Annotated in this window: 27 protein-coding genes and 2 pseudogenes; 17 read left to right on the plus strand and 12 right to left on the minus strand. The window is 61.6% G+C overall.

Features of this window, described 5'->3' with window-relative positions:
• Nucleotides 1-206: 206 nt before the first annotated feature.
• The 9 genes and pseudogenes from NKJ40_RS01395 to NKJ40_RS01435 form a co-directional block, all read right to left on the minus strand.
• A pseudogene (locus tag NKJ40_RS01395) lies at nt 207-411 on the minus strand (hypothetical protein); the annotation flags it as partial.
• A gap of 180 nt (nt 412-591) precedes the next feature.
• A complete protein-coding gene (locus NKJ40_RS01400; protein WP_352464095.1) occupies nt 592-1,284 on the minus strand; it encodes an amino acid ABC transporter permease in 693 nt (230 codons plus the stop codon).
• Nucleotides 1,285-1,302: 18 nt separating this feature from the next.
• Nucleotides 1,303-2,019: an amino acid ABC transporter permease gene (locus NKJ40_RS01405; RefSeq protein WP_352464096.1), complete on the minus strand. Its 717-nt coding sequence runs from the start codon at nt 2,017-2,019 to the stop codon at nt 1,303-1,305.
• 69 nt (nt 2,020-2,088) lie between these two features.
• The gene (locus NKJ40_RS01410) at nt 2,089-2,916 is read right to left on the minus strand and encodes a transporter substrate-binding domain-containing protein (protein ID WP_352464098.1); all 828 of its coding nucleotides are present in this window, start codon (nt 2,914-2,916) and stop codon (nt 2,089-2,091) included.
• A 24-nt stretch (nt 2,917-2,940) separates the two neighbouring features.
• Nucleotides 2,941-3,681, minus strand: a complete 741-nt coding sequence (locus NKJ40_RS01415; RefSeq protein ID WP_352464100.1) for an amino acid ABC transporter ATP-binding protein — start codon at nt 3,679-3,681, stop codon at nt 2,941-2,943.
• A 54-nt stretch (nt 3,682-3,735) separates the two neighbouring features.
• The gene (locus NKJ40_RS01420) at nt 3,736-4,299 is read right to left on the minus strand and encodes a peroxidase-related enzyme (protein WP_352464102.1); all 564 of its coding nucleotides are present in this window, start codon (nt 4,297-4,299) and stop codon (nt 3,736-3,738) included.
• On the minus strand, nt 4,296-4,775 hold the full coding sequence (locus NKJ40_RS01425; RefSeq protein WP_352464104.1) for a CMD domain-containing protein: 480 nt from the start codon (nt 4,773-4,775) through the stop codon (nt 4,296-4,298). Before NKJ40_RS01425 ends, NKJ40_RS01420 begins: the two co-directional genes overlap by 4 nt.
• On the minus strand, nt 4,775-6,244 hold the full coding sequence (locus NKJ40_RS01430; RefSeq protein ID WP_352464106.1) for an NAD(P)-binding domain-containing protein: 1,470 nt from the start codon (nt 6,242-6,244) through the stop codon (nt 4,775-4,777). The genes NKJ40_RS01425 and NKJ40_RS01430 overlap by 1 nt, the downstream gene beginning before the upstream one ends.
• Entirely contained in the window at nt 6,241-7,224 is a 984-nt protein-coding gene (locus NKJ40_RS01435) for a LysR family transcriptional regulator (protein WP_352464267.1), read from the minus strand. Before NKJ40_RS01435 ends, NKJ40_RS01430 begins: the two co-directional genes overlap by 4 nt.
• An 11-nt stretch (nt 7,225-7,235) precedes the next feature.
• Here NKJ40_RS01435 and NKJ40_RS01440 point away from each other — a divergent pair, with 11 nt between their 5' ends.
• From NKJ40_RS01440 to NKJ40_RS01470, 7 genes are all read left to right on the plus strand, one after another.
• Nucleotides 7,236-7,451 (plus strand): hypothetical protein, encoded by a 216-nt coding sequence (locus tag NKJ40_RS01440; RefSeq protein WP_352464107.1) that lies wholly within the window; start codon nt 7,236-7,238, stop codon nt 7,449-7,451.
• The gene (locus tag NKJ40_RS01445; protein WP_352464109.1) at nt 7,442-8,512 is read left to right on the plus strand and encodes an NAD/NADP octopine/nopaline dehydrogenase family protein; all 1,071 of its coding nucleotides are present in this window, start codon (nt 7,442-7,444) and stop codon (nt 8,510-8,512) included. The genes NKJ40_RS01440 and NKJ40_RS01445 overlap by 10 nt, the downstream gene beginning before the upstream one ends.
• 705 nt (nt 8,513-9,217) lie before the next feature.
• A complete protein-coding gene (locus NKJ40_RS01450; protein ID WP_352464111.1) occupies nt 9,218-10,066 on the plus strand; it encodes an aminoglycoside phosphotransferase family protein in 849 nt (282 codons plus the stop codon).
• Between the two features lie 433 nt (nt 10,067-10,499).
• Nucleotides 10,500-11,498: a LacI family DNA-binding transcriptional regulator gene (locus tag NKJ40_RS01455; protein ID WP_352464112.1), complete on the plus strand. Its 999-nt coding sequence runs from the start codon at nt 10,500-10,502 to the stop codon at nt 11,496-11,498.
• A complete protein-coding gene (locus NKJ40_RS01460) occupies nt 11,495-13,012 on the plus strand; it encodes a sugar ABC transporter ATP-binding protein (protein ID WP_352464114.1) in 1,518 nt (505 codons plus the stop codon). Before NKJ40_RS01455 ends, NKJ40_RS01460 begins: the two co-directional genes overlap by 4 nt.
• Nucleotides 13,012-14,061 carry an ABC transporter permease gene (locus tag NKJ40_RS01465; RefSeq protein WP_352464116.1) on the plus strand — a complete coding sequence of 350 codons (1,050 nt, stop codon included), beginning with the start codon at nt 13,012-13,014 and terminating at the stop codon, nt 14,059-14,061. The genes NKJ40_RS01460 and NKJ40_RS01465 overlap by 1 nt, the downstream gene beginning before the upstream one ends.
• A gap of 77 nt (nt 14,062-14,138) precedes the next feature.
• Nucleotides 14,139-15,128, plus strand: coding sequence for a substrate-binding domain-containing protein (locus NKJ40_RS01470; protein WP_352464118.1), 990 nt, complete (start codon nt 14,139-14,141; stop codon nt 15,126-15,128).
• Here the strand turns inward: NKJ40_RS01470 and NKJ40_RS01475 are convergent.
• Entirely contained in the window at nt 15,091-15,519 is a 429-nt protein-coding gene (locus tag NKJ40_RS01475) for a dihydrofolate reductase family protein (protein ID WP_352464119.1), read from the minus strand. The two genes, NKJ40_RS01470 and NKJ40_RS01475, sit on opposite strands and share 38 nt — an antisense overlap.
• A 293-nt stretch (nt 15,520-15,812) precedes the next feature.
• Between NKJ40_RS01475 and NKJ40_RS01480 the strand changes: the two genes are divergently transcribed.
• Both NKJ40_RS01480 and NKJ40_RS01485 read left to right on the plus strand, forming a co-directional pair.
• Entirely contained in the window at nt 15,813-16,202 is a 390-nt protein-coding gene (locus NKJ40_RS01480; protein ID WP_352464121.1) for an antitoxin Xre/MbcA/ParS toxin-binding domain-containing protein, read from the plus strand.
• Nucleotides 16,199-16,717 carry an RES family NAD+ phosphorylase gene (locus NKJ40_RS01485; RefSeq protein WP_352464123.1) on the plus strand — a complete coding sequence of 173 codons (519 nt, stop codon included), beginning with the start codon at nt 16,199-16,201 and terminating at the stop codon, nt 16,715-16,717. The genes NKJ40_RS01480 and NKJ40_RS01485 overlap by 4 nt, the downstream gene beginning before the upstream one ends.
• Nucleotides 16,718-16,838: 121 nt before the next feature.
• Here the strand turns inward: NKJ40_RS01485 and NKJ40_RS01490 are convergent.
• Nucleotides 16,839-17,018 (minus strand): annotated as a pseudogene (locus NKJ40_RS01490) (integrase); the annotation flags it as partial.
• A gap of 311 nt (nt 17,019-17,329) precedes the next feature.
• Here NKJ40_RS01490 and NKJ40_RS01495 point away from each other — a divergent pair.
• The 5 genes from NKJ40_RS01495 (at nt 17,330) to NKJ40_RS01515 (ending at nt 22,084) form a co-directional block, all read left to right on the plus strand.
• On the plus strand, nt 17,330-18,598 hold the full coding sequence (locus NKJ40_RS01495; protein ID WP_352464125.1) for an amino acid ABC transporter substrate-binding protein: 1,269 nt from the start codon (nt 17,330-17,332) through the stop codon (nt 18,596-18,598).
• 162 nt (nt 18,599-18,760) lie between these two features.
• Complete coding sequence (locus NKJ40_RS01500) at nt 18,761-19,633, plus strand: branched-chain amino acid ABC transporter permease (RefSeq protein ID WP_352464127.1); 873 nt, start codon at nt 18,761-18,763, stop codon at nt 19,631-19,633.
• A gap of 8 nt (nt 19,634-19,641) precedes the next feature.
• Nucleotides 19,642-20,628 (plus strand): branched-chain amino acid ABC transporter permease, encoded by a 987-nt coding sequence (locus NKJ40_RS01505; RefSeq protein ID WP_352464129.1) that lies wholly within the window; start codon nt 19,642-19,644, stop codon nt 20,626-20,628.
• Nucleotides 20,625-21,371 (plus strand): ABC transporter ATP-binding protein, encoded by a 747-nt coding sequence (locus tag NKJ40_RS01510; protein WP_352464131.1) that lies wholly within the window; start codon nt 20,625-20,627, stop codon nt 21,369-21,371. The genes NKJ40_RS01505 and NKJ40_RS01510 overlap by 4 nt, the downstream gene beginning before the upstream one ends.
• A complete protein-coding gene (locus NKJ40_RS01515; protein WP_352464133.1) occupies nt 21,368-22,084 on the plus strand; it encodes an ABC transporter ATP-binding protein in 717 nt (238 codons plus the stop codon). The genes NKJ40_RS01510 and NKJ40_RS01515 overlap by 4 nt, the downstream gene beginning before the upstream one ends.
• A gap of 237 nt (nt 22,085-22,321) precedes the next feature.
• Here the strand turns inward: NKJ40_RS01515 and NKJ40_RS01520 are convergent, their stop codons facing one another.
• A complete protein-coding gene (locus tag NKJ40_RS01520) occupies nt 22,322-22,732 on the minus strand; it encodes a helix-turn-helix transcriptional regulator (protein WP_352464135.1) in 411 nt (136 codons plus the stop codon).
• Here NKJ40_RS01520 and NKJ40_RS01525 point away from each other — a divergent pair.
• From NKJ40_RS01525 to NKJ40_RS01535, 3 genes are all read left to right on the plus strand, one after another.
• Nucleotides 22,695-23,150 carry an SRPBCC family protein gene (locus NKJ40_RS01525; protein WP_352464137.1) on the plus strand — a complete coding sequence of 152 codons (456 nt, stop codon included), beginning with the start codon at nt 22,695-22,697 and terminating at the stop codon, nt 23,148-23,150. The two genes, NKJ40_RS01520 and NKJ40_RS01525, sit on opposite strands and share 38 nt — an antisense overlap.
• Nucleotides 23,151-23,354: 204 nt before the next feature.
• The gene (locus tag NKJ40_RS01530) at nt 23,355-24,413 is read left to right on the plus strand and encodes an adenylate/guanylate cyclase domain-containing protein (protein ID WP_352464139.1); all 1,059 of its coding nucleotides are present in this window, start codon (nt 23,355-23,357) and stop codon (nt 24,411-24,413) included.
• Nucleotides 24,414-25,273: 860 nt separating this feature from the next.
• On the plus strand, nt 25,274-25,702 hold the full coding sequence (locus NKJ40_RS01535; protein ID WP_352464141.1) for an SgcJ/EcaC family oxidoreductase: 429 nt from the start codon (nt 25,274-25,276) through the stop codon (nt 25,700-25,702).
• Nucleotides 25,703-25,772: the final 70 nt, after the last annotated feature.

Here is a 25,772-nt window from a genome sequence, read left to right on the forward strand (position 1 = left end):
CACCTGGCTTTCGTTCGGCGAGTATTCCTACGGGCCTTTCGGGAAGCGACAGTATGATCCTGCCGGAACATGAACGACGGGCAGCCGTGCAGACAGAACTGGCCAATCACCCTATCCGTCGAATTGTGGCTCCTCGTCGGCCTACGCATCGAACGAAGCGACCGCTGCGAGCTGGCCTCGACCCCGGCAGCGCGTCGAGCGCGACTTCAGGCAGCGCCGGCCATTTCCCCGGGCAGTTCGCCTCCGCGGACATTGACCTGCAGCGCATGCAAAATGAGCTTTGGCATCGGCAATGTCCTGTCGCGGGCCTCTCGAAGCTTGATGAAGTCCTGCTGCGATTGGCCGGCGACATGCGCATTTTTTGCTTTTTGTTGTTCCACTGCTCTCCCACAGTGACCCGCGCCCGCCCGGCGTTGCTGGCCGTCGAGCAAGCCCTCGGCCGCAGCTTGCGCCAGGGTTCGGAGTCGTCGTTTACATGAGCCCGCAGATCCTTTGCAGACACGCCCGATGCTCGTCGTCAGTTGTTTGCAGGCCGTACTGCGCGGTGAATTCCCCCGACCTCGATGCTTTAGAATTCCGAGGAGGTTCCGCTCAGGTCCGCACCCTCAGCGCCCGCTCCAGCCTGTCGGCAATCTGTGTGACGATATAGGCAATCACCATGTAGATCACGACGGCAATGACGAAGGCTTCGAGGTAGTAGTAGTTCAGCGCGGCGGTCAACTGGGACTGGGCGAAGATATCGACAACCTCGATGGCGAATCCGAGCGAAAGCGCCTTCATGATGACCATCATCGAGGTTGTCAGGTCGGGAATTGCCGTGAGGGCCACCTGGGGAAATAGGATACGTCGGAACAGTTGGCCGCCCGTATAGCCCAGCGAATGGGCTGCGTCCGACTGACCGGTATCGAAGGCGTTGAGGGCTCCTTTGATGATCTCCGCTTGGAACGCCGCAACACAACCGGTGACTGCAATGACAAGGATTACCCAATTGGGCGTTTCGTGGGCGTTGAAGTTGATCCCGAGCAACGAGAGCAGGAACTGGAGTGCCGGGGGCAGACCGAAATAGGCGAGGAAAATCACGATCACCATCGGAACGCCCTTGAAGACGACCTTATAGGCCATGATGAGCTCTCGCAGCACGGGGATCCGCCTATATTCGACGAGCGCAAAAAGGCTGCCGACGATCGTGGACAGGATGAAAATCGTGAAAGCCATGCCGAGCGTCACGGGTACGGCGCCCAGAATTTCCTGCGAGTCCTGGAGCAGAATTTCGGTATCAAACATGGTCGGATTACCCTTTCGTCACACGCTCGCGACGGCCGCGTTCTTGATCTGAGCTGTTGTCGTCGCCTCTGGCGCTTGCATTGGTGAGCGGAGCTCGAAGAAGCGCACGACGAGCCACGCGACAAGGCACATCAGCGAATAGATGACCGCCAGCACCAGGTAGGTTTCGAACTGGTACTGGTTATAGTCGCGCTCCATGATCAAGTGCGCGGTCGCCATTACGTCCGCAGCCCCGATGTACATGACCAGCGCAACGTTATGGATCAGGTAGATGATGGAGTTTCCATAGCCCGGCAATGCGAAGTGCACCGCTTGCGGGCCGACTACGCGGGTGATCTTCTGTCGGAAGGTATATCCCAGACTGTCGGCCGCATCATGCTGGCCGCGATCGACGGCCAGGTATGCAGGTCGCATGACTTCCGACAGATACCCTCCATGATAGAGGCTCAGCCCCACCATCGCAGCGATCGTTGCAGAAATAAAATCCTCGGCGCCGAACAGGATCACCAACAAGGGCAGCCCGTAGAACGCGACGAACAACTGCAGGACGACGGGAACACTCCGGGCATAGGACACGTAGAGGTCAGTCAGATGACTGATCACCGGTATCCTCCGAACCCGGAGTGTTGTCGCGACGAGAGCCAAGCAAAAGCCCACGACCATAGCGGTAAAGGTGATGGCGAGCGTTAGCGGCAACGCCGAGAGCAGCTCGGGAATCATAGCAGAAACATCCACTTTGAAACGCTCCTTCTTTCAATTCAGCCTTACCGCTGGCTATCGCTACATCTTTGGGGAAATGTCCTGTTACTTCATGTATTTGACGATGTCCTCGCCGAACCATTTCTGCGAGAGTTTTTCGATCGTGCCATCGTCTTTTAATTCCTTGAGAACCTTGTTCACGTCGTCGGCTAAAACCTTGTTTTCGTCCGACCTGTGAATCAGCATGTAGGTGTTGTTGCTGAAGACCGGATCGGACGCCACAATATCGAGCTTCTTTTCCTCGATGACGGTCTGCTCACCGAGATTCGAAGGCAGAACAAGCGCGTCGAATTTGCCGTTCTGAACTTCGTCCAGTCGGTTCGGATAGGGAATACCGGCGCTAGATGCCGTTACATCAAGCTTGTATTGTGGATTTTCTTTTTGCCAGTTCATAATGAACTTGTATGTTCCACCGCCGGCCGTGGTCGGAACGATTCTCTTGCCGACCAGGTCCTTCATTTCCTTTATGCCGCTGCCTTTTTTGCTATAGATCTTCATCAGGCTGGCGCCCATGGGGTTTTCCGGAATGAAGAACTGCTTGGCGCGCTCAGGCGACTTGTAGTAGCCACCGACCGCGATGTCGTATTTGCCCGTGGCCAGGCCGGTTTCCTGCGCGATATCCGAAACACCTTCCATTTCAAACTTGTACTGCGGGAGCTTTGCGTTGATCGCTCTCAGAAGATCGGGCTCATAGCCTTGCGGCTCGACGCCGATCGCGCCCCATGCCAGCGGCTTGGATTCGGCAGACGTCGCGATCTTGATCGTGCGAACGGTCTGACCATAGCTGATCCCTGCGGTTGCAAGGGCAATTGCGATGCCGCCGGCAACAGCCAGGGCAGCGCGACGGGAGAAACTGGATGTGATTGCAGACATTTCTTTGGTTCCCTTCTTGTTGAGCTATTGAAAAGCGAGTTCTGACTGCAGGAATTGAGCAAGTCGTGGGCTGGATGGCGCATCGAAGATCTCAGTTGGACTGCCATCGGCGGCAATCACGCCACGATCCATGAAGACGATCCGGTTCGAGATGTTCTTTGCGAATTGCATCTCGTGGGTCACAAGCAGCGAAGTGATCCCTGACGACGTGACATCCTTGATCACCTTCAGAACTTCACCGACGAGTTCAGGATCCAGCGATGACGTGGGCTCATCGAAGAGCATCACGTCGGGACGAACCGCCAGCGCACGCGCGATGCCGGTGCGTTGGAGCTGGCCGCCCGACAGCTGGGACGGATAGCTGTCCCGCTTCGCTGAGAGGCCGACCCGGTCAAGCTCTCGCAGCGCGATTTCACGCGCCTCGTCCGCGGACTTGCGCTGCACGACGACAAGCGGATCCATCACGTTCTGGAGGACTGTCATGTTCTTGAAGACATTGAATTGCTGAAAGACCATCGCTGTTCGAAGCCGGATCGCCTGGACAGCGGTCTTGTCGGCGCGCTGGTAGTCCATCCGAATCTGGTCGAACGCGATGGTTCCGGACGACGGCTTGGCCAGGTAGTTGATGCATTTCAGCAGCGTGGTCTTGCCGGTGCCGCTGGGGCCGATGATCGACACCACGTCACCCCGCTTTACCGAGAGATTGACGCCGTTCAGGACCTGCGTGCTTCCGTAGGACAGCCTTATATCTTTGAGTTCAAGCATTTCTGGTTAGCCCTTCAGAGTGTGGGACGGACTGCCTTGACATGTGGGTCATCATCATCCGCTCTCCGCGTGGCCGAGAACGTGCATCAGCCGGTTTGCCCAGCCGAAGATCGCTATGGCGTGGATCAGGTCGATGATCTCAGCATCATTCATGCCGACGGCACGCAGCGAGGCGATGTCGTCCACCGTTGCTTCCGACGGCGCCGCCGACAGACGGCGGGCAAAGCTGTAGATTGCTGCATCGCGCAGCCCAAGCTTTTCGGGTTTGTCGAGGTAGAGCGCGGTGACCACTTCGTCGCTCTTGGTCAGCTCTGCATGGCGGCGGGCGTGAACCACGGCGCAGAATTTGCAGCCATTGACGATCGAGGCACCCAATGCGCCAAGTTCGCGGTCGGGACGGGCAAGCCCGCCTTCGACATACATGATCGCGTTGAACAAGACGGTGCGGGCAAGATAACTCTCGGGATCATGCACAAGGGTGCGCACATATTCCGAAACTTTCTTGGCCGACGGCGTTACCTTCATCGCTTCGAGTTGTTCCGGCGTGGCCTCGGATAGCTCGACCGGTGCGATGTAGGGACGCCAATTCAGCGGCTTCAGGCGAACCGAGGAAATCATGCCGATCTCATCAATCGCAGGCCGGTCGCAACCCGCGTCTGGAAGTTTACGAAAGCAATCAGTTCGGAGAGCGCGACGATCTGAGGATTGTTCAGTCCGGCCGCGGCGAGGAGGGCGATGTGGTTCGCCTCCGCCTTTTTCGGCGTAAGGGTGATCAGGTCAACATGACGGACGATGGTCGCCAGGGGTTCATTCAAATCCGTTTCCCCCCGAGCCAAGGCCAGAAGCGGCTCCGTCGGACCAAGCTGGGCCAGCTGCACATCATAGTCGGCCATCAGGACGGGATCATCATTCAGAGCCGCCATGCGACGGGCCAGAGCAACCCGCAGGTTCGGGGCCAGCCCCTGATCGTTTGCCGGCTGTAGGACGGAGAGGCGACATTCCTCGCCCCCTTGCACGAATTCGGGCCGAAACCGCCGCGCGGTGAAAAGAGCATCATTCGGGGAAATCCCCGCGGCCTTGTCCATGGCGTCCATCACAGCGCGGCCTCCTTATGCAGCAAAGGTGTTGAATCGACCCATTCGTCGCCCAGAAGCTCGGGCGTGTCGTAGGCGATCAGATTGGCGAAGTGGCTTTCGACATCTTCGGCAAACAGCGACGCGGCAATGCCGCGGACCAGACGGTCGGCCCCGGCACTGACGGCTGGGATATCGCCGGAGACCTTGCCGTGTGTCAGCATGGCGGCGTCATTGAAGCAGTGAATATGCGCCAGCATCAGACAGGAACCGGGAACACGTTCGCGGAACTCGAAGGCGGGACCGAGGTCCGGCGCCTCCACCATGCCTGCGCGCGGCGGCCCCATATCCGGCGTATATCGACCATCCGACCAGGTGCGGATGTGTGGGGCGAGTGCTGCAAATTCCGGGCGGTCGCTGAAGTCGTTCGAAAAGCCGGTTGCCGCGATCAGGAAGTCGTAACGCATCGGTCCCTGCGTGGTTTCGACCAGCAGGCCTCCCGCATCTTCCTTCACCGCAACTATGCCGCAGTCGAGAAAGAACCGGGCATTCGAGTGGCGATACACGCGAAGCGTCGATGAACGCGGCGGCGGTGTCTGGGTCGAGGCGGTATAGTCGAAGAATTTCCACTTCCAGGCATCGGGCAGGTGGTAGATGCCGAGGACGACACCCTGGCTACCTATGCCGGTCAGCTTGTTGATGCGCGGCATTTCCTTGCGCCGGATTAACATGTCGACAGAGCCGGCACCCGCTTCGAGTGCCGTTGCGGCATTGTCCATGGACGAGGCACCAGCGCCGATAACCGCTACACGCTTACCTTTCAGCGCGTCGAAATCGATGTCGTCGGCAGAATGGGCCCAATAGGCGCGATCGATGCCCCTGAGGAAATCGGGCACGGCAAAACCGCCGAGACCGGACCGACCGGTGGCCAGAACGAGGCGACGGGTGAGAACCCGGCCGGCTTCCGCGCCCTCGATATCGATTGCAATCAGATCACCAACGGCTGCGACGCCGGTCATGCGTACACTGTTGCGCACCGGCAGACCAAGAACCTTCCGGTACCAGACCAGGTAGTCCATCCACTGGCCCTTGGGGATTTTGTCCAGCGACTGCCAGGCCTCAGGTCCCCATTGTGCCGTAAACCAGGCGCGGAACGTGAGCTGCGGCAGCCCGAGCGACGGACCGTGGAGGGTCTTCGGCGAGCGCAGCGTCTGCATACGCGCAAACGTTACCCATGGTCCTTCGAGCCCGGCCGGAGCCGCATCGTAGGCAACGACATTGGTTATCCCGGTCAGCACAAGCTTTGCCGTGGCAGCAAGTCCGCACATGCCGGCGCCGATCACTACGACGTCACGGACTGGGGCGCCATCGTGCGTGCGCTTGGGGACCCAAGGCTTGGCGGGCAGCTCGAGAAAGTCGAGATCCTGCGCGAGCTGGGCTTCCAGCGCGGCAAGGCCGCTCGAAGCTGCCGGGGTGGGAATATGCTTCATATTCCCGTCCCGTTATTTGTGCCCGAGGCGGGATCGGTGACCAATTGGCCGGCCAAAGCTGGATCGAGTTTCCTGAAACCGGCAATTGACCGTTCAGCCACCGCTTCGACCGCATCCATCAGCGCCTGCGCAACTGGACGGAGGGGACGGTTTGCGGCAGCCACAACACCCCAATAAAAGAGAACGGTTACGTCGAGAGGGCGAATGACGACACCGGGCAGGGGAACGCCATAGGCGGTGAGGGGATCGATGACAGCCGCTACCCCAGTCTGACGCACGATCTGCAAGGCGCCATAGGCAGTATTGGTCCGGATCACTGGGCCAGTGTCGATGCCGCGAGACGCCAGCGCTTTGGCGACATGCAACTGAAAACGCAGTGGATTGAGCAGCGTGGCGACGCGGCGACCGGCAAAACCCGAAAGCGGCACGACATCAAGTTCAGCCAGCGGATCGTCCTCCCGCACGGCAGCCACGTCAGGCGCCGAGTACAGCCGCAGGACATCCAGACCGGGCGTATCGAGCGGCAGGCTTGAAAATCCGATCTCGGCGCGTCCGCTGCGCACTTCCTGGGCGACGATCGAAGGAAGAAATTGCCCGAGATGCGTCTCGTGCGGAAGCTCGGCACCTTGGAGCTCAGCTAGGGCCGTCGGGATCAAGCCGGTCCCGATCGCAGAGGTTGTGACAATCTGCAGGATCCGTCCCCTGCCGGCGGCGATCATTTTGGCTCGCGCTGCGAGTTCGGTGAAGGACATCAGCAGGCGCCGCGCTTCCTCTTCAAAGGCGACTCCCTCTTCAGACAGCTGCACCCGTCGACCGATCCGATGCAGCAATTCGAAGCCAAGCTCGGCCTCGAGATCCTGAATGGTGCGCGTCACCGCAGGCTGGGAGCGCCCGAGCATGTCAGCCGCCTTGGTGATGCTGCCGCTGGCAGCAACCGCAAGGAAGGTCTGAAGGTCTCGGGTTTCCATGCTCTCCTTCATGCGCAATCCGTATGATTGACATCGTCTCATTCGTTTTTGATATATGTCAAGCGGAAACCAATGTTCGTTACGGCTTTTGCATTTGGCCGGCTTCAGAGCCGGAATCCCTGGCGGAGGCGGACGAGGACGGCAGACGCGGGCTCCAACCTGATGAAAAACTTTCAGGTGACGACGGCAAGAATTCTCAAACCACAAAGCCTGCAACAGGAGGAATATTATGCGCGTGAGTATTCTGGGCGCCGGAGCAGTTGCTTATGGCCTTGCCGCCTATTTGGCAGGATCGGGACATTCGCCAATGCTTTGGTCACCCTCGGGACACCGCACCAGGGCTTTGGCTACTGGCGAATTGTTAAAAGCGACGGGGGATATCGCGGCGACGGTACCGGTGCGCATTGCCAAGGATTGCAAAGACGCCATTGTCAACGCGGACGTGGTGGTGATTGCGCTTCCGGCTTACGGCCACAAGATGGTGATGGATGCGGCGGTCCCTCACCTGGCTGATGGAATTCCCGTCATCATCAGTTCGCATTGTTCCTTCGCGGCGCTGTATCTCTCCAAGCGGTTAGCCGAGCGCAAGGTCAGGTTGCCGATCGTTGTTTGGGGCACGACGCTCCTATCTGGCCGCCAGCTCGGACCAACTGAAGTCCATGTCACCACCATTCGCCAGAAGCTTGATGTTGCGACGCTGCCTTTCAGTTGCCAGGATCAAGGACACGAACTTTGCACGACCGTGTTCGGCGATCGTTTTGTCAACCGCGACGGGATGCTTGCGATCGCACTTAGCAACCTCAATCCGCAAAACCATCTAGGAATTGCCCTTCTTAATCTGACACGCATGGAAAAGGCCGAGCAATGGAGCCAGGGGGGAAATGTCACTCCTGCCGTCGGCCGCCTTATCGAGGCTCTGGATGCCGAGCGGTTGGCCATCGCTGCCCATTTCGGCATCGCCGTTCGCACCGTCAAAGAGCATTTTTCATTATCGTTCCATGTTCCGATGGGAACGGTTTCGGAGATGAACCAGGAGATGGACCGCCAAGGCCGCGGCGGCTTTGGCCCGACAACCATCGAAAGCCGCTACATTCTCGAGGATGTCCCGTTCGGATTGCTGTCGACCGTACTATTGGGCAAGATTAGCGGGAATCCGGCGATACTCCACGAGTCTGGAGTTTCGATATTATCGGCGGCCTATGGTCGCGACCTCAAGGAAGATAATGATATTCTTCCTGCCCTTGGGATCGAAGGGTTATCAGACGTGGACCTCGCGAACCTTTCGCGTGAGGGATTCTAGACCGGGTGAATTGGTAAATGCCCACCTCAGCCAGGAAGAAATCCGCAACTTACGGATAATGTCGATGTTGCCGGCCGGGCCGCTGAGCCTAGTCGTGCGCAGTACGGTTTGAGGCCCACTGGTTTGGCGCTCAACGAGCAGTCCTTGGATATGATGGTCTGCTCACGGAAGCCGCGAGTAGTATGTTAAGATGCCTCGTGGTTTCTCTGAATGTCTCCCGTACGGCGGGCCAACTTATTCGAAATCTGAGCACTTCAGTTGGACCTCCTGCCGGGCTGATTCGGCGTGTCGCTATAGTTCCGACTAATTCCTGGTTTCCTGCACCAAAGTTTGGCATTTGCAACATCTGCCACGGAAAGCGGATGGACAAGCCGCTTGCCCGAAGGAGACGCCGGCTGCCAAGACGCCGTCAGCAAAAAGGAAGGGAAGGGGTGAAATTGCGCGTTCCCTCCGCCAATGAAGACGGCCTGAAGAAGTTCCCACCAGGGCCGCAACATGAAGCGGCCGCTTCCGTCCCCATACCGGCCGGGCGACAATGCGCGCGTTGCAGACATATTGGGATCTGACTGCGAAGACTAGAAAGCGGACATTGTTCCGTCCAATTGCTACAACGAACAACTATTTGCCCTTCATACCGAGCTCGGCAGGACACGAACTCATGATGCATGACGATCAAGTGAATATCGACATCGATATCGCCGCCAGTTGATCCGCGATCAATTTCCCCAGTACCGTCATGAGGACCTCACCACAGTCACATCGTCGGGAACCGTCAATGCGATCTTCCGCGTTGGCTCGAAGATCACTGCCCGGTTCCCGCTGAGGGCGATGAATCCGACCGAATGCGCCGATATGCTTCGGTCAGAGGCCGCTGCTATTGTTGAAATTGGGGAACATTGCTTGTTTCCGACGCCTCAACCAATTGGGCTCGGCGAGCCAGGTCCTCACTATCCAATGCCATGGGCATTACAAACGTGGATCGAAGGCGAGGTTGCCACGCCGCACGGGCTAATTGGTTCTTCGGCGTTCGCGCTAGACCTTGCACACCTCGTGGCATCGTTGCGCCAAGCGGACACACGGGGCCGACGCTTCGACGGGCAAGGACGTGGTGGACATCTCTCGGATCATGACGATTGGATGAGTGTTTGCTTTGAAAACAGCGAGGGTCTTCTTGATGTGGCTCGACTGCGCAATTTGTGGACTCGCTTCCGGGAGTTGCCATCCGCTGGGTCTGTCGTGATGAGTCATAGGGACCTTATCCCAGCAAACCTTCTCGTGCAGGGCGGGCGTCTTGTCGGAGTGCTTGATGGCGGCAGTTTCGGGCCAGCCGACCCGTCGCTGGATTTAGTAGCCGCGTGGCATCTTCTAGACCGCGAGCGAAGGGCGACCTTTCGGCGCGTCCTTCAAGTTGAAGATCTTTGGTGGAAGCGCGGTGTCGCTTGGGCATTCCAGCAGGCAATGGGTCTCGTCTGGTATTACCATCGCACCAACCCCGCAATGAGTGCGCTGGGGTGCAGCACGATCTCTCGCATTCTCGATGACCCGGACATCTGAATCGAGCAGACGGTCACCGGGTGGAGTACAATGCGGCTGCGGCCGGCAGGTCGATAACCGATGTTCGCGTCTTCCTACGAGGAGTCTCTGGGAACTAGGGTAGGTGGGTCGTCTCCTGGCCAGATCGGGCTCTGTAAGTCGCCCATCGTAAGGGTCGCCAGTGTCGACTTCCCCACCCTTCCAAGACATTCGCACGAAACCAAGCAGCTTCCAAAGCAGCCGATGAGGTGACCGCCGCTCCGGTTTCCCTTAACAGCGTCATTGGACAATCACCTGGAACGGCCGCTGATCTCGTTTGCGGCATGTTGAGCATCGAAACGATTGCGCAAACGTTTCGATTGCATTATCGTTTCGCCTAATCGCCAATCAGAACAAGAGCGGATGGGAAACACAGTGAGGGAGGAGCGCTTGCGAGCACCCCATTCGAGCCGCCATGCCGACAATGGCTGAAGTGGCGCGCCGCGCGGGCGTGTCGGTTTCGACCGTGTCGCATGTCGTCAACCGCACCCGTTTTGTATCGCCCGAGAAGGCGAAGCTCATCAACGACGTGATTGCCTCGATGGGCTATCAGCCTAATGAACTGGCGCGCTCTCTCAAGGTCTCGACGACCAACAGCGTCGGCCTGGCAATCTCGGCAATTTCCAATCCCTATTTCACCGACATCATCTGCGCAGTGGAGGCCGAGTGCGCGCGTCTCGGCCTCATGGTTTTCCTGTCCGACACCCAGGACGACCCGGATCGCGAGCTTTCGGTAGTTCGTGCGTTCCATCAGCGGCGGGTCGACGGCGTCATTCTGGCGCCATCGGGCGCGCCGCAGCGAGCGATCGACTATCTGGCCGAGAAGAAGCTGCCCTGCGTCTTGATAGACCGCTTGGCCGACGAGCGCTTCGACCAGATCGGCGTTGAAAACCATTCGGCAATGCGAGCCCTTATCGATCACGTCGCCTCCTTCGGCCACAAGCGGATCGGCTTCGTCGCTGGCCAGCCGGGCTTGGCGACGACCCGCGAACGCGTCGAGGCGTTCCGGTCTTCCCTGGCCGCCAACGGACTTGACTGCCTGCCGCGCTATTTGTCGGTCGGGAACGTAGACACCGCGTCCGCGACAGCATCGACCCGCGTCATACTGTCTTTGCCGTCGCCGCCCACGGCCTTGGTCACCGGCAACAACATGACGACGATCGGAGCAGTCCGCGCGATCCGCGAAATGGGCCTGGCGATACCGGGCGATCTTTCGCTTGCCGGCTTCGACGACTTCGAGTGGGCCGATTGTTTCGAGCCGCGGCTGACGCTGGTGGCGCAGCCTTGCGCCGAGATCGGCCGGCAGGCGGCCGCTTTGCTCAGCGCTCGTATCGCATCCTCCGCGACGGAGCCGCGCACCGTCCGACTCCAAGCCACGCTTCATGCCCGCCAATCCTGCGCGAGGCCGAGATGAGCGCGCCGCTGCTTTCGGTCACCGGCGCGGTCAAGCGCTTCGGTGGTGTCCAGGCTCTGCTCGCCGTCGACTTCGAGCTCAGGGCCGGTGAAATCCACGCCCTTCTCGGTGAGAACGGCGCCGGCAAATCGACATTGATGAACCTGTTGTCGGGCGTCTATGCGGCGGACGAAGGCACGATTGAGATCGACGGCAAGCCAGTGCGCTTCAGCAATCCGCGCGAAGCGCAGGGTGCCGGCATTGCCACCATCTTCCAGGAGCTCGATCTCGTACCGACGCTCGATGTGGCGTCGAACCTCTTCCTGGGCCGCGAGTTAATGCGCCCGGGCGGCTTGCTCGATGTGGCGGCGATGCGCCGCGAGGCCCACAGGCGGCTGGAAGCGATCGGACTCGCCATTGACCCGGCACGACTGGTCGCCGATCTCTCGATCGGCCAGCGCCAGGTGGTGGCGATCGTCAAGGCGCTGTCCTACGCGTCGCGCGTGCTGATCATGGACGAGCCGACGGCGGCCCTGACGGTGGGCGAGGTCGAAAGGCTGTTCGACATCATGCGCAAGCTCGCCGCCAGCGGCATCGGCATCGTCTATATCTCGCATCGGCTGGAGGAAGTGCCCGAGATCGCAGACCGGGTGACGGTGATGCGCGACGGGCGCGTCGCCGGCGTCACCGAGCCGCACGCGCCGCAAGCCGAGTTGGTGCGGCTGCTGGTCGGGCGTCCGCTCGACGAGCTTTATCCCCAGCGCGCTAAAGCAGTCGGCCGGGCACTGCTCAGCTTGCGCGATGCAAGCTTCCGGCTGGCGCGCGACAGTGCCGGCTGGCAGGCCCCGACAGGGCTTTCGCTCGATGTGCATGAAGGGGAGATCGTCGGACTGGCCGGCATCATGGGGGCAGGGCGGACCGAACTTCTCAGCGCGCTTTACGGCACCGGCCTCTCCGGCCACTGGGAGGGCTGTGTCGCCCTCGACGGCCGTCAGGTGAAGCTCAATTCGATCAGGGCGGCGCGAGCGGCCGGCATCGCCTTCGTCACGGACGACCGTCGCGGCAGCGGCCTAATGCTGAGGATGGCTGTCGGCCTCAACCTGGTCATGTCGGTGATCCGCCGCCTCTCGCCGGCCGGACTGATGTCGCCGGGCCGGCAGGCGGAGGCGGTGAAGCAATCCTTCGGTCAGTTCGACATCCGGCCGAAGAACCCCGACATCGCCGTCGGCGCGCTTTCGGGTGGCAACCAGCAGAAGGTGGTATTGGCTAAGGAAATCTTAGGCAATCCGCGTCTGCTGCTGCTCGACGAACCGACGCGCGGCGTCGATGTCGGTGCCAAAGGCGAGATCTATGCGCGGCTGAGGCAACTGGCCGCTCAAGGGTTGGGCATTCTGGTCGCCTCCAGCGAAATGCCTGAGCTGATCGGCCTATGCGACCGCATCGTGGTGCTGCGCCAAGGGCGCAATGTGGCGGAATTCATCGGCGGCGTCGACGAGCACACGGTGCTGGCCGCAGCAAACGGCAAGGAGGCCTAATGTCTGACGAGACGACTTCGGTTGCAGGCGGCCCGTTGGCGGCAGCACCCGTGCATCGCGATCCGCTCGCTTTGGTCGTGCGCTTCCAGAGCTTGATCGGCCTGGTGCTGGTGGCGATCGGCGGCGTCATCTTCTCGCCGAGGCGCCATGGCGAGATCCTGTTTCTTGCGCCCGACAACATGGCCAACATCGTGCGCGCGGTGTCTGAGACCGGCATTATCGCAATCGGCATGACCTTCGTCATCATCACCGCCGGCATCGACCTCTCAGTGGGCGCCGTGCTCGGTCTCTCCAGCGTGGTTACCGCAACGATGATGATCTCCGGCGGCTTCGGGCTTATCCCGACCGTCCTCGCCGTGCTGGTAATGGGCACCGTCTTCGGCATGATCCAGGGCATGATTTCCAGCCGCTTTCGCCTCGAGCCGTTCATTGTCACGCTCGCCGGCCTGCAGGCGGCGCGGGGGCTCGCGCTGGTCGTTTCGGGCAACCAGTACATCAACATTTCCTATGGCGACGGTCCCGGCCTGGCGCCACCTGTTTTCGCGGTGCTGGGCGAGCGTCTGTTCAACAACACCGTGCCGGTGGCGACCATTGTCTTCATCGTCTTCGCCGCCATTGCCACCTTGGTACTGAACACGACGCGCTTCGGCCGCTATGTCTTTGCCGTCGGCGGCAACGAGCGGGCGGCGCGTATTTCCGGCGTGCCGGTCTCGGTGGTCAAGATGTCAGTTTATGCCATCACCGGCTTTGCCGCCGCCCTTGCCGGCATCGTTCATGCCGGCCAGTTCAATTTCGGCAGCGCCAATGACGGCATGGGCTATGAGCTCACGGCAATCGCAGCAGTGGTCATTGGCGGGACAAGCCTGTTCGGTGGGGCCGGCTCTATGGTCGGCACCGTCGCCGGGACTATCATGCTCGGCGCGCTCGCCAACATCCTTCAGCTCAACAACATTACCCCGGCCATGCAGTTGCTCGCGACCGCCGCGATCATCGTGCTGGCGGCAGTGCTTCAATCCCTTGTTCGCCGCCGCGAGGGTTTGGGCAGATAGCAGGCAGACGGCGAGCAAGTGGAAGGCGTTAAAAACCAAGGTCTGGCCGCAGCGGCCCCAAAAGGAGGAGAGAGAGCATGAGAACCATAGAACGAGGATCGTGGCGTGCCTGGCGGCTTGGACTGCTCGCCGGCACGTGCCTGTGCATGGCGGGCACCGCAGAGGCCGCCGACCCTATGGTCAAGGCCTGCGCCAAGGACGGCCAGTTCATCATTGGCTTTTCGCAGGCAAACAACGCCGAGCCCTACCGCCAGCATGTCAATGACGAACTGAGCGCGGCGGTCAAGGAAGTGTCTCAGTTCACGCTGCAGATCGCCGATGGCGCCGGCAACGTCAACACCCAGACATCGCAGGTCGACAACTTCATCACTCAAAAAGTCGATCTGCTCTTGATCTCGCCCTTCGAGGCAGCGCCCCTGACCCCGGCGGTGAAGCGCGCCATGGATGCCGGCATTCCTGTGATCGAGCTAGACCGCAAGACGGTAGGCGACCCAGGTAAAGACTACACCGCCTTCATCGGCGGCGACAATTACAAGATCGCGCTCGAAGCGGGCAAATACACCGCAAAGACCCTGCTCCCGGAAGGCGGCGAGGCAGCGGTGCTTGAAGGCCTGCCAAGTTCGACGCCGGCGGTGGAGCGACTCAACGGCTTCAAGGATGGTGTGAAGGAAAATGACAAGATCCAGGTGGTGGCCGAGCAGGCCGCCGACTGGGTGCCCGACAAAGCTCAGACCGCTTTTTCTGCCATGCTGCAAGCGCACCCCGACATCAAGGTGCTCTACGCCTCGAACGACATGATGGCAGCCGGCGCGCTGCTTGCAGCCAAGGGCGCGGGCAAGCAGGTCAAGATTATCGGCACCGACGGCCTGCCGGGCCCAGCCGGTGGCATCGAGGCCGTGGCCAAGGGCGACTGGGCGGCAACCTTCACCTACCCGACCGGCGCCAAGGAGGCGATCGAGATGTCGAAGAAGATTCTGCTTGATTGTGCTTCGTCGGTGGAGCCGACGGTGACGGTGGCCACGACCGCGATCACGCCAGAGAATGCCAAGCAGTTGATGGGGAAATGAGTTCAGAGCAAAAGTTGACAGGACAAGGCCCCCGTGAGGGGCCTTGTTGCGTATTGGGAGACGCCATGCAGCGCACGCACCGTGCCGAAGAGCCTGCCGATTCATCGCCTGGGAAATTAGCTAGTCTGATGGAAGGGTGGCACGCGCCGAATGAATAAGTTGTCCATGAGTAGATAGATTGCCGGCAACCGGACTTTCGCCAGGGCTCACGCCGGCCGATAGATCTGCGCCACCGCGCCCCCGGAAATGCCTTCGAGCTTGTCAGCTTGAGAGACATCGGCGCGGCGACTTCGGAGAACAGCGGCAGGCCTTTGCCCAGCGCCACGGGCACCACCATCAGGGCGAGCTGGTCGACCAGTCCCTGAGCGGCGAGACTGCGGGCAAAGCTCACTCCGCCGTGCGCGATGATCGGCTTGCCCTCTTGGGCTTTTCAACTTCCCGATTTCCTCCGCCATGTCACCGCTCGCCACATAGGCCTCCGCCCAACTTTCACCACCGGGCTGCAACTCCGCAAGCTGTCCTGTTCCCGCATTGACGGCGCGCGCCTCATCCAGCGCTGCCGTCGTGTTCGGAGCTGTGCAAAGACCGGTTCTCGGGGCGCCATGCGCTTGGAGCTTGAAACCAGTCGAAAAGCGCCATATGTTTTGCACAGTAAATGCGGCTGCTAATATGACAAGGAACTCCATGGGGCAGGTCCTCAAGAAATCCGTGCAGAAGGAACCCCTGGTTTTGTCCTATATGGACCGGGCCGGGAAAATTGCCGTTGACCAGGTGGCCGACAGCTTTGGAATGTCCAAGGCTCAGTTGGCTCAGACGGCCGGGCTTGCCCGCGAAACCCTCTATCGGCTGGAGCGCAGCCGAACGGCCAAGACGCAGGGCCGTCTGCGCGAGATGCTCGAGATCATCAGCCGCGTGACGGATTGGGCGGGAGGCAAGGAACAGGCCATGGCCTGGTACCGAGCCCAGCCGCTGCCGGCATTCGGTGGACGGACCGCCGAAGCCCTCGTGAAGGACGGCAAGGCCGCTGCTATTCGCGACTACCTCGATCACATGGCCTTGGGTGGCTTTGCTTGAGGTTTGTCGGAACCTGCTACCGGGCGCATCATCCACGTTGGGCATTCAAGCCGAGTTCCGGTGATGGAGCGGCGATCAGGGGCGCTCGATTCAATCCCAAAGGTGTGCCCGCGCTATATCTGGCGCTGACCGTCATGACAGCTGTCAAGGAAGCCAACCAGGGCTTCGCGCATCGCATCGACCCCTGCGTGCTGTGCTCTTATGAGGTGGACTGCGAGGACATCACTGATCTGACAACCGAGCGGGGGAGGGGAGAATCTTTTGTCACGCTTGCGGACATGGGCAGCGCCTGGGCCACGGCTCTCAGCAACGGAGAGCGACCTGCATCCTGGTCCATCCATGACCGGCTGCGGCCTGAAGGCATCGCTGGAATTCTGGTGCCGAGTTTTGCTCCGGGCGCGGAGACGGAAGACCGCAATCTGGTGCTATGGTACTGGGGCCCCGATCTTCCGCACAAAGTGAACGTGTTCGATCCGAGCGGTCGGTTGCCGAAAGACCAGCTGTCCTGGCGATGAAACAGGCCTGGAGGCTCCGGGGCTGCCCGAATGGCAGAAACCAGTCTGTTGGCGCTCAGGGTGAAGGCGTTCGCGCGAACCTGAGCGGCGGAATAACGGCAGAGGAGGGGTTTTTTGCCTCGAGGTCGGAAGCCCTGGTCAGGTTGATGCGGAAGCGATGTCTGCGGCGCTGACAGCGGCGGGTCATCTCCGAGGAGGTATGGCCGAGCTGTTTTTGCACATCGCGTTCGTCGACCTCGGCCGACGAGGCGAGGTCAGCGCGCAGCGAGTGGCCGGCGAATTTGACGATGCGGGCTGGCTCCCACGCCCTGCATCGCCAGCGACCGATCGGGAGCACCTGCTGCTCTGTCTAGGTGCAGAATAGGAGCCGCGTCTACAACTGCTCGCGGCGCCAATGGCGCCCAAAAGGCATTCGTCGACGAAGCTGGTGCACGACGAGGCATTGAGCATCCACGGCCTGCGGCGCCTCTACGCGTTGGTGACCCGAAGCCGCCTTACGCATCGCCTGTTGACCCAGGCATATCTTCTCTGTCCGCACAAAAGGCATACAGTGGTATAAACAAGAGATATCGTCGGTTTCCAATCTGATAACCGGATGAAGGGAGTTGAGTGATGTTCACGAACAGCAAACGTTTTTCGCGCCGTCGGTTCCTCGGCGTCAGCGCCGGCGCCCTCGCAGCCGGCCCGTTGGGCCCGTTTGTGCGAGCGGCACGCGCGCAGGTGACGACATTCAAGGCCGGCGTTATCACCTCGCTGTCGGGCGAGAACATCCTCGGCGGCAACCTGACCAAACGCGGTTACGACCTATGGGCCGAGGCCATCAACGCCAAGGGTGGGGTTGAAGTCGCCGGCGAGCGCTTCAAGGTCGACATGTTCTACGGTGACGACCAAAGCAACCCCGCGACCGGCGCCGATGCCGCCGAGCGCCTGATCGTCCAGAACGAGGTCGACGTGTTATTCGGCCCCTACACCAGCGGCTCGACTATCGCCGTGCAGCCGATCTGCCAGAAGTACCAGGTGCCGATGATTTCCGGCTCCGCGGAATCGCCAAACGTCTGGAAGGCCAAGCCGGAATTCAACTTCGGCATCATCCCGGCCGTGGACACCACTGCGGGCAAATCGCTGGCCGTGCTGGCGAAACTGTCTAACCCTATGGCCAAGACGATTGCTGTGATCGGCGTCAACGAACCCTTCTCGAAGGAAACCGGCGAAGGTTTTCGCGACGGGGCCAAGGAGGCCGGATTGGAAGTCGTCGCCTACGAATTGGTGCCGGCCTCGGGCGACCTTACCCCCGTCATCTCCAAGATCGCAGCGCTTAATCCCGATATCGTCGCCGTCGGCGGCCATGAGGAGCCGCTGATCAATGTCGTCAAGACGTCCAAGTCGCTGAATTTCCGGCCCAAGGCGCTGATAATGCACTATGGCGTCACCGACCCGGCCTTCGCCCAGGCGCTCGCCACGGACGCCGACGGCACCTGCGGCGTCTCCGTGTGGCTGCCGTCAGTTCCATATAAGGACGACCTCTTCGGCACCGCAAAGGAGTTTGCCGAGATGGCGCAAAAGAAGTCCGGGCACGAGCCCGACTATACCGAAGCGGCCTGCGCGGCCAGCGGTCTCGTTTTCGGCGATGCCGTCAAGCGGCTTGGCAAGAAGCCGGGGCTCACGCCTGAAGACAGGGTGGCTCTTAAGGACGCGATAGCCGCGACCGACATCCAGACCTTCTACGGACCGATCAAGTTCGAGAAGGAAGGCATCCACTACCACGACAACGTCCAGCCGGTGCCGGTGCTGATCCAGATTCAGGGTGGCAAGACCGTAGCGGTGGGGCCGAAAGAGGCCGCGGCAGCGGACCTCACCTACCCGCTGCCAGCTTGGAAATAGCCGGTTCTGGGCAGGGTGCGGGCGGGCCTCGTCGCCATCACCCTTGCCCGGCGCAATGACGGTGGTTGCGCGTGCTCGGAAAATGACGGACCATGCTATCGTGTGTACGGCCGCTTTGCCGCGGCACTCCGCTCTTTCGTTGGCTGACGGACGGTTCCCGCGTTGGATCTATTCCTACAGACCTTGCTGAACGGCCTTCTGATCGGCGGCGTTATCGCCACTTTTACGATCGGTTTCCAGCTCGCTTTCGGCGTGCTGCACGTCATCGATTTCGCGGTGGGCGGCTGGGTCGTGCTGGGCGGCTATCTCGGCTACTACATGGGTGCCGGACTGGGTGTCGACGGATTCCTGGCGATCCCGGTGGCCTTCGTGCTGTTCGGCGCCATCGGCTATCTGATCGGGCCGATCCTCTACAATGTCCGCAACAGCCGCACGGCGCGGCCGGAATTGATGGCGCTTGCGTTGACCTTCGGCCTGTTCACGCTGCTGCGCGGCGGCATGCTGACCGCGTGGGGCTTCAATACCCACAGCGTGCCGACCGTGTTGAGCGGCGAGAGCCTCGCCGTCGGGCCCGTGACGGTGCCACTGATCCGCGTGGCCGCGGCGGTCTTCGCGATCGCCATCGCCGGCGGACTGTTCCTGTTCCTCTACCGCACCCGCTATGGGTTGGCGATCAGAGCGACGGCTGAAAACCGGCAGAACGCCGCACTGATGGGCGTCAACATCCGCCGCCTCAGCGCCACTGTTTACGGGCTCTACGCAGGCATCACTGCCATGGCCGGCGTACTAATGGGTGCAATCTTTTCAGTGAACCCGGAAGTCGGCCTGCGCTATACTCTGTTCGCATTTTTCGTGGCTGTGCTTGCCGGCTTGGGCTCCGTCGGCGGTGCCCTCGTCGCCGCGCTGCTGCTCGGCGTCATCGAAGCCTTCGTCGCGACCTATGTCGGGTCGAGCTATTCGCTGCTGGCGATCTTCGGCACCCTATTCCTCGTCCTTCTCGTGTCTCCGCGCGGGATCCTGCGGCACGGCTTGTGAGGCGGGACATGAAGCCAAGCTGGGCCGGCCTCCTCCTGCTGATCGCCGTGATCGTTGTGCTGGCGCTGCTGCCGATGCTGGTCAACAACTACTGGCTGCGCATTGCCACTGGCGCGCTGATGTGGGCGGGGCTGGCCTGCTCTTGGAACATGCTCGGCGGCTATGCCGGCTACATCAATTTCGGGCATTCGGCCTTCTTCGGGCTCGGCGCCTATGTTACGGCGCTGCTGATGGGCGACAGGCTCGCCTGGCCCTTCTTCGCCACCCTCCCGGCCGGTATCGTGGTGACGGCGCTGTTTGCCATCATCATCGGCGCGCCGACGCTACGCCTGCGCGGCGCCTATTTCGCCATAGCCACCTGGGCCTTCGCCGAGGTGCTCATACAGTTCGCCTCGGTGATGGACTTCACCGGCGGCATTGGCGGCGTTGGGCTGCCGCCCTTTCTTGACGAGCGCTTCTTCTACTTCGCCATGTTCGGCGCGGCTGCGCTCACCTATCTTATTACGTGGGCGCTGTTCGAGCGCTCGCGTTTCGGGCTGAAGGTCAAGGCGCTGCGCGATCATGAGCCGGCGGCCGAGGCTATCGGTATCAACACTTCGCTGGTCAAGCTGCAGACCTTCGTGCTCAGTGCCGTCACCGCCTCGGTATTCGGCGCGATCTTCGCCTACTGGGTCACGTTCATCAATCCGAAAAGCGTCTTCGGCGGCGACATCACCGATCAGATGGTGGTGATGGTGCTGCTGGGCGGGCTGGGCAGCTTGTGGGGGCCGGCATTGGGCGGTGTGGCGCTCTTTGTCGTAAACCGCATCATCTGGATGTACTGGGGTGACACCGCCTTCTATATCGCCATATTGGGCGCGGCCATCGTGCTGGTGGTGCTGTTCCTGCCGAACGGCATCGCCGGCATGTTTTCGAGGCGCGTGGCCAAGTCTGGCGCCGTGCTGGACAAGGCGGTCGGCAATCTTGTCGGCGGCGGCCCGGGACGGCCCAGTTGAGCGCCGCCGAGGGCAAAACGGCTGGCACCGGCGAGCCTATTCTCGTCGTGCGCGAACTCCACTGCCATTTCGGCGGCATCAAGGCCGTCAACGGTGTCTCCCTTGACGTCGGTCGGCGCGAGATCGCCGGCCTGATCGGACCTAACGGGTCTGGCAAGTCGACTCTGTTCAACCTAATATCGGGCACGGTGACGCCGGATCGTGGCCAGATCCGCTTCGACGGTCACGAAATCGGCGGCCGAAAGGCTCACGCGATCGCGCGGCTGGGGCTTGCTCGCACCTTCCAGATTCCGGCCATGTTCGACAATATGAGCGTCACCGAAAACCTGCTGGCGGCTGCGGCCGAGGGCCACTGGCAGGGCGCGCGCGAACGGGCGGCCGATACGCTGGCGCTGCTCAAGCTGGAGCATGTCGCAGACAACCGCGCATCCGATCTTTCGGGCGGCCAGCAGAAACTGCTGGAGTTCGGGCGCGTTGTGATGCGCCAGGCCTCGCTCATTCTGCTCGACGAGGTGACAGCGGGCGTGCATCCCACCATCCGCAGGATCATCGTGGATGCCATCGCGCGGCTGCGCGAGCGCGGCACCACAGTCCTGGTCATCGAGCACGACATGGAAATGGTGCGAAACGTGTGCGACCGCATCATCGTCATGGATGCAGGCCGTGTCGTGGCCACGGGGCCTTTCAACGACATCGTTCGCAATTCGGAGGTTATGCAGACCTATCTGGGGCGGCCGCAATGAGCACCACGCTCATCGCCGACAACATCGTTACCGGCTACGGCAGGCAGGAGATCGTCCATGGCGTCTCGCTGAGCGCGGAAGCTGGCAAGATTACCTGCATCTTCGGGCCGAACGGCAGTGGCAAGTCGACCCTGCTCAAGGCCATTGTCGGCGCGCTGCCGGTGTGGAGCGGCACGGCGAGCCTGGGCGAATCAACACTTTCCAACCTTGCCGTCCATGAAGTGGTGCGCCAAGGGCTGGTGTTGATGCCGCAGGGCGGCGGTGTGTTTCCGCGCCTGACAGTGATGGAGAATTTGCGCATGGGTGGCTACGCCATCGCGGACCGGCGGATAGTCGAGCAGCGCATCGAGGCGCTGATCGAGCAATATCCCTCTTTGGCACGGCGGCGCCGTACCGCGGCCGGTTCGCTTTCGGGCGGCGAGCAGGCAATGCTTGCGCTGGCGCGGGCGCTGGTTTCGGAACCGCGCTTCATTCTGCTGGACGAGCCTTCCGCCGGATTGTCGCCGGCCATGGTCATCGAGACGCTCGAACGCATTACCACCCTCACCGCGCACGGCATCGGCATTGTGATGGTGGAGCAGAACATCCGCGAGGCGATGCCGATTGCGGACAAGCTTTACATCCTGGCGGCCGGCGAAAAGCGCTTCGAAGGGACGCGTCGGGACGTGCGCGACGACCGGCAGATCATGGAAATCTATATGGGGGGAGCGTGAGAGAAGCGGTCGACACCCCAGCGCGAGTTGCAAGTGCCAAATCTCGCTTGGCGGTTAATTGTAAGAAGGCGGTGATTGAGGGCGCAGCAAACCGTACCGCCACAAGCCAGGGGCCGCTTCGGGCAAACTCCCCAATCTCACGTCGGAACTATGGGGAATTTCACCCACGGCCGCGTTGCATTCAGACAAGCTTGTGCTCGTAGGCCCAATCGGCTGCGGCGGTGCGCGAGGAGACGTCTAGCTTGTTAAAGATTTGCAGAGGTGCCGGTCGATGGTCTTTCCGCTGAGGCAGAGCTCATGAGCGATCACCTTATTCGACCTGCCGGTCGCCACCAGCCGCAGCACGTGCAGCTCGCGTGGCGTCAGGCCGAAACCAATCTCCGGTGATGCAACTGATGTCTGAGAATCGATCCTCGGGATATCGGATGCGGCACCCAACGCTTCGAACGCCTCCCGAAGCGGAGCGCATGCACCGCGGCCGTGATCGGCGAGTGCCCATGGGAATCTCGCCACACTTGTCACTCCAGTGTCGATGTCCGATCCTATTCTATCGCACGAGCAGCCAACTGGTTTACAATTGCTCCAACTGTCGCAACTATGGAGGAAGCCGATGCAAGAGGCCCTCGTCGTCCGCCGCGAGACACACATCCCGGCGCCCCCCGCTGCGCTGTTTGCCCTCCTGACCGATCCGGAGAAGATCCTGCGCTGGATGGGAACGGAGGCGCAGCTCGAGCCGCAGCCCGGCGGGCTCTATCTCGTCAATGTTACCGGGGCACGCGTCGCTCGCGGCTCCTTCCGGGAGGTGGTGCCGGTGCACCGTCTGGCATACAGCTTCGGCTGGGAAGAGAGCGATGAGGTGCCGCCGGGATCGAGCCTGGTCGAGATCGATCTGATCGAGCAGCCGGACGGAACGCTGCTGCGCCTGACCCACACCGGCCTGCCCAATGCCGAGCAATGCGCCGGCCATGCGGAGGGCTGGGCTCATTACCTCGGCAGGCTGGGCGAGGTTGCAGCCGGGCGTGATCCCGGCCCGGATCCCAAATACGGCCACACGGGCAGGGGGTGAGGGCCTTCCGCGCGCGATATCGCCGCCCGTGAGCCCGTTGCAATTTGACGGCGGACGCCGGCTCGCAGGGCGGGTCGAACGCGGCGCCATCGAGGATCGGACCGTACCAGCGCCCGGGGGCGGGGGGAGGATAGATCGGCGGGCCGGCTGCGCATCGTCACGGCGCGGATGACAGGCCGGGCGCGGTGGCCGCATAATCGCGCCATGGATCTGCCCGCGCCTCTCGCCTGGCTGGTGGACGAGGCCGGCGCCTCGGCCGCCCCCGACCGGTTTCTGGCCGAGCTCGGCGGCCGACTTCTGGCTGACGGCCTGCCGCTGGCCGGCGGCGCGCTGACGCTCGCGGTGCCGCATCCCATCATCACCCGCCGCACCTGGCTTTGGCGGGCGGAGACCGGGGCGGTGATCGAGGCGCTGAGCTTCGCCGGCGGTCCGCTCGGCCAGGCCGGGCGCGACTGGCTGGCGAGGCTCGGCCCGGTGCAGGAGGGCCCGGTTGGCCGGGCGCCGGATAGTCCGGTGCTGGGCTGGGCCGGAACCCGGCCGTTCGGCCCCGCCGAGTCTGCCCGGCTGCGCCAGGCCGCGCGCTTCGCCGCGGCGCCCCTTGCCGCACTTGCGGCGCGGGCGGCGCTGACAGCGCTGCTCGAGGCTTATCTCGGCCGGCGCAGTGCCGCCCGGGTGCAGGGCGGTGCCCTGCGCCGCGGCACCGGAGAAACCATTCACGCCGCGCTGCTCTATGCCGACCTGCGCGGCTTCACCGCCCTGTCCGAGGCAACCGAGCCCGCGGCGGTGATCGCCGTGCTCGACGCCTGGTTCGACCGCGTCGCCGGTGCGGTGCACGCCTTCGGGGGCGAAGTGCTGAAATTCATCGGCGACGGCATGCTGGCGATTTTCCCAGTCACCGCTGCGCCGGCCGAGGCCTGCGAGGCGGCGCTGCGCGCCGTCGTCGCCGCCCGCGCCGGCATGGCCCATCTCGATGCGGGGCGGCAGGCGCAAGGCCTGCCGCGGCTGCCGTTCGGCGCGGCGCTGCATCTCGGCGAGATGCTGTGGGGCAATATCGGCGCGGTCGACCGGCTGGATTTCACCGCCATCGGCCCCGCGGTCAACCTGGTCAGCCGGCTGGAGGGGCTCTGCCGACCGCTCGGCCGCTCGGTGCTGATCTCGGGCGCGGTCGCCGCCGAGACCACCACACCGCTGGTGCCGCTGGGCGAACACGTGCTGCGCGGCATCGCGGCGCCCTGCACCGTCTTCACCCTGCCGGATGCGTAATCGCGGTCCTGCGGGGCGGCAGCGTCAACCGCAGATTTCGTTAGCTTGATTTTGGCCATCTAATCGTCTCCGAACGTCCATTGCTCCGGGCTACTGCCGCGTGCGTGCTAGGAGAAAAGGTCGAAGGCTCAAGAACGCAAGCTAAGTCATTGCATCGCAGTGGCTTTTCGCATTTTTACTTGCAAATGGCGGACATGAACTTAGACGAAATTGGCGGGCTCTCAGTCGGCTTCCGCCCCCTTCGGCGTCTTCATCCGGTACGGTTTCATCAAAGATGACCGACCAGACAACATCCATCAGCCTGCAGCGCCTCGACGCCATGATCGTCGCTTGGGGGGAAGGCCGGACTGGCGCCCTGAGCATTTGTGGCGCAACTGCGACCCATGGCATGTGCATGGAATGGCGCGAAGACACCGTCCTCGGGCAAGGTGCGGCAATGCTATCAAGTCACGATGATAGTCATCAATTCGCCCTTCTGCCGTGCAGACTTTGGTCTTCCGCTTGATTGGCGCGAACGCGACTTCCTATTCCAAGCGCGCTCGAATGCTTAGGCTCAGGTTTAAGGTGGCGGCGCATTGCGGTCTGGGCAATCAAGGGTTGAGCCTTCCTCACATGGAGAAGGCTGATCGCCAACGCCGCCATAACGTTCAACGAGTTTTGCGAATCCGTAGGCGAAGGCGGAAAGAAGCGCCAGGATAACCACTATTCGGATGGCCATAGGGGATCGTAACAGGATCCCACATTGGATGTCGCAATTCCTCCGCTGCCGGTAGTGCGTCAGTTTGAAATTTGACCTTTGCCGTGTCGCATCCGGTCCCGGCTCCTATATGCTTAGCGGAGGTACGCAGGAGACGTGGGTCATGAGCGTGACGTCTGGTAAGCCCGAGCATGTCGCTACCGCTTTTGCGAACGCTTGGAACCGGCATGACATGGATGAGTTTGCGTCTCTGTTCGTTTCCGATGCTAATTTCGTTAACGTGGTAGGTGTTTGGTGGAAGAACCGATCCGAGATCGAAGCGGCGCACCGAGCCACCCATGATACCATGTTTCGGGATAGCCGATTAGAAGGCGATATCTCGTCGGTTGTGGAATTGGCTCCGGGGCTTGCTGCTGTTCATTACACTTGGACCCTTACGGGAGCATTTGCTCCTGACGGGTCCCCGGCCGGGGTTAGGAAAGGCATATTGCTTCTGATTGCCCAAGAAGGGCAGTCGGGATGGCGAATCAAGGTGGGTCAGAACACGGATATTGTTCCAGGCGCAATCGCGCCAGCCGGCTCAAAAGGCTAGCTCGCGCCAACCGGAGGCGGAACAGGGCGTCCACCAGCGAGTCTGACCACCAATACGTATGCGTGTCGGA

The organism is Mesorhizobium sp. M0119, assembly GCF_040322615.1.
Taxonomy (GTDB): Bacteria; Pseudomonadota; Alphaproteobacteria; order Rhizobiales; family Rhizobiaceae; genus Mesorhizobium.

Excerpts from the sequence above, each read along its gene's own strand:
- NKJ40_RS01400 (WP_352464095.1), bottom strand. The coding sequence starts at position 1,284 with ATGTTTGATACCGAAATTCTGCTCCAGGACTCGCAGGAAATTCTGGGC.
- NKJ40_RS01410 (WP_352464098.1), bottom strand. The coding sequence starts at position 2,916 with ATGTCTGCAATCACATCCAGTTTCTCCCGTCGCGCTGCCCTGGCTGTT.
- NKJ40_RS01415 (WP_352464100.1), bottom strand. The coding sequence starts at position 3,681 with ATGCTTGAACTCAAAGATATAAGGCTGTCCTACGGAAGCACGCAGGTC.
- NKJ40_RS01420 (WP_352464102.1), bottom strand. The coding sequence starts at position 4,299 with ATGATTTCCTCGGTTCGCCTGAAGCCGCTGAATTGGCGTCCCTACATC.
- NKJ40_RS01425 (WP_352464104.1), bottom strand. The coding sequence starts at position 4,775 with ATGGACGCCATGGACAAGGCCGCGGGGATTTCCCCGAATGATGCTCTT.
- NKJ40_RS01430 (WP_352464106.1), bottom strand. The coding sequence starts at position 6,244 with ATGAAGCATATTCCCACCCCGGCAGCTTCGAGCGGCCTTGCCGCGCTG.
- NKJ40_RS01435 (WP_352464267.1), bottom strand. The coding sequence starts at position 7,224 with ATGAAGGAGAGCATGGAAACCCGAGACCTTCAGACCTTCCTTGCGGTT.
- NKJ40_RS01440 (WP_352464107.1), top strand. The coding sequence starts at position 7,236 with ATGATTGACATCGTCTCATTCGTTTTTGATATATGTCAAGCGGAAACC.
- NKJ40_RS01445 (WP_352464109.1), top strand. The coding sequence starts at position 7,442 with ATGCGCGTGAGTATTCTGGGCGCCGGAGCAGTTGCTTATGGCCTTGCC.
- NKJ40_RS01455 (WP_352464112.1), top strand. The coding sequence starts at position 10,500 with ATGCCGACAATGGCTGAAGTGGCGCGCCGCGCGGGCGTGTCGGTTTCG.
- NKJ40_RS01460 (WP_352464114.1), top strand. The coding sequence starts at position 11,495 with ATGAGCGCGCCGCTGCTTTCGGTCACCGGCGCGGTCAAGCGCTTCGGT.
- NKJ40_RS01465 (WP_352464116.1), top strand. The coding sequence starts at position 13,012 with ATGTCTGACGAGACGACTTCGGTTGCAGGCGGCCCGTTGGCGGCAGCA.
- NKJ40_RS01470 (WP_352464118.1), top strand. The coding sequence starts at position 14,139 with ATGAGAACCATAGAACGAGGATCGTGGCGTGCCTGGCGGCTTGGACTG.
- NKJ40_RS01480 (WP_352464121.1), top strand. The coding sequence starts at position 15,813 with ATGGGGCAGGTCCTCAAGAAATCCGTGCAGAAGGAACCCCTGGTTTTG.
- NKJ40_RS01495 (WP_352464125.1), top strand. The coding sequence starts at position 17,330 with ATGTTCACGAACAGCAAACGTTTTTCGCGCCGTCGGTTCCTCGGCGTC.
- NKJ40_RS01505 (WP_352464129.1), top strand. The coding sequence starts at position 19,642 with ATGAAGCCAAGCTGGGCCGGCCTCCTCCTGCTGATCGCCGTGATCGTT.
- NKJ40_RS01515 (WP_352464133.1), top strand. The coding sequence starts at position 21,368 with ATGAGCACCACGCTCATCGCCGACAACATCGTTACCGGCTACGGCAGG.
- NKJ40_RS01525 (WP_352464137.1), top strand. The coding sequence starts at position 22,695 with ATGCAAGAGGCCCTCGTCGTCCGCCGCGAGACACACATCCCGGCGCCC.
- NKJ40_RS01520 (WP_352464135.1), bottom strand. The coding sequence starts at position 22,732 with ATGTGTGTCTCGCGGCGGACGACGAGGGCCTCTTGCATCGGCTTCCTC.
- NKJ40_RS01530 (WP_352464139.1), top strand. The coding sequence starts at position 23,355 with ATGGATCTGCCCGCGCCTCTCGCCTGGCTGGTGGACGAGGCCGGCGCC.
- NKJ40_RS01535 (WP_352464141.1), top strand. The coding sequence starts at position 25,274 with ATGAGCGTGACGTCTGGTAAGCCCGAGCATGTCGCTACCGCTTTTGCG.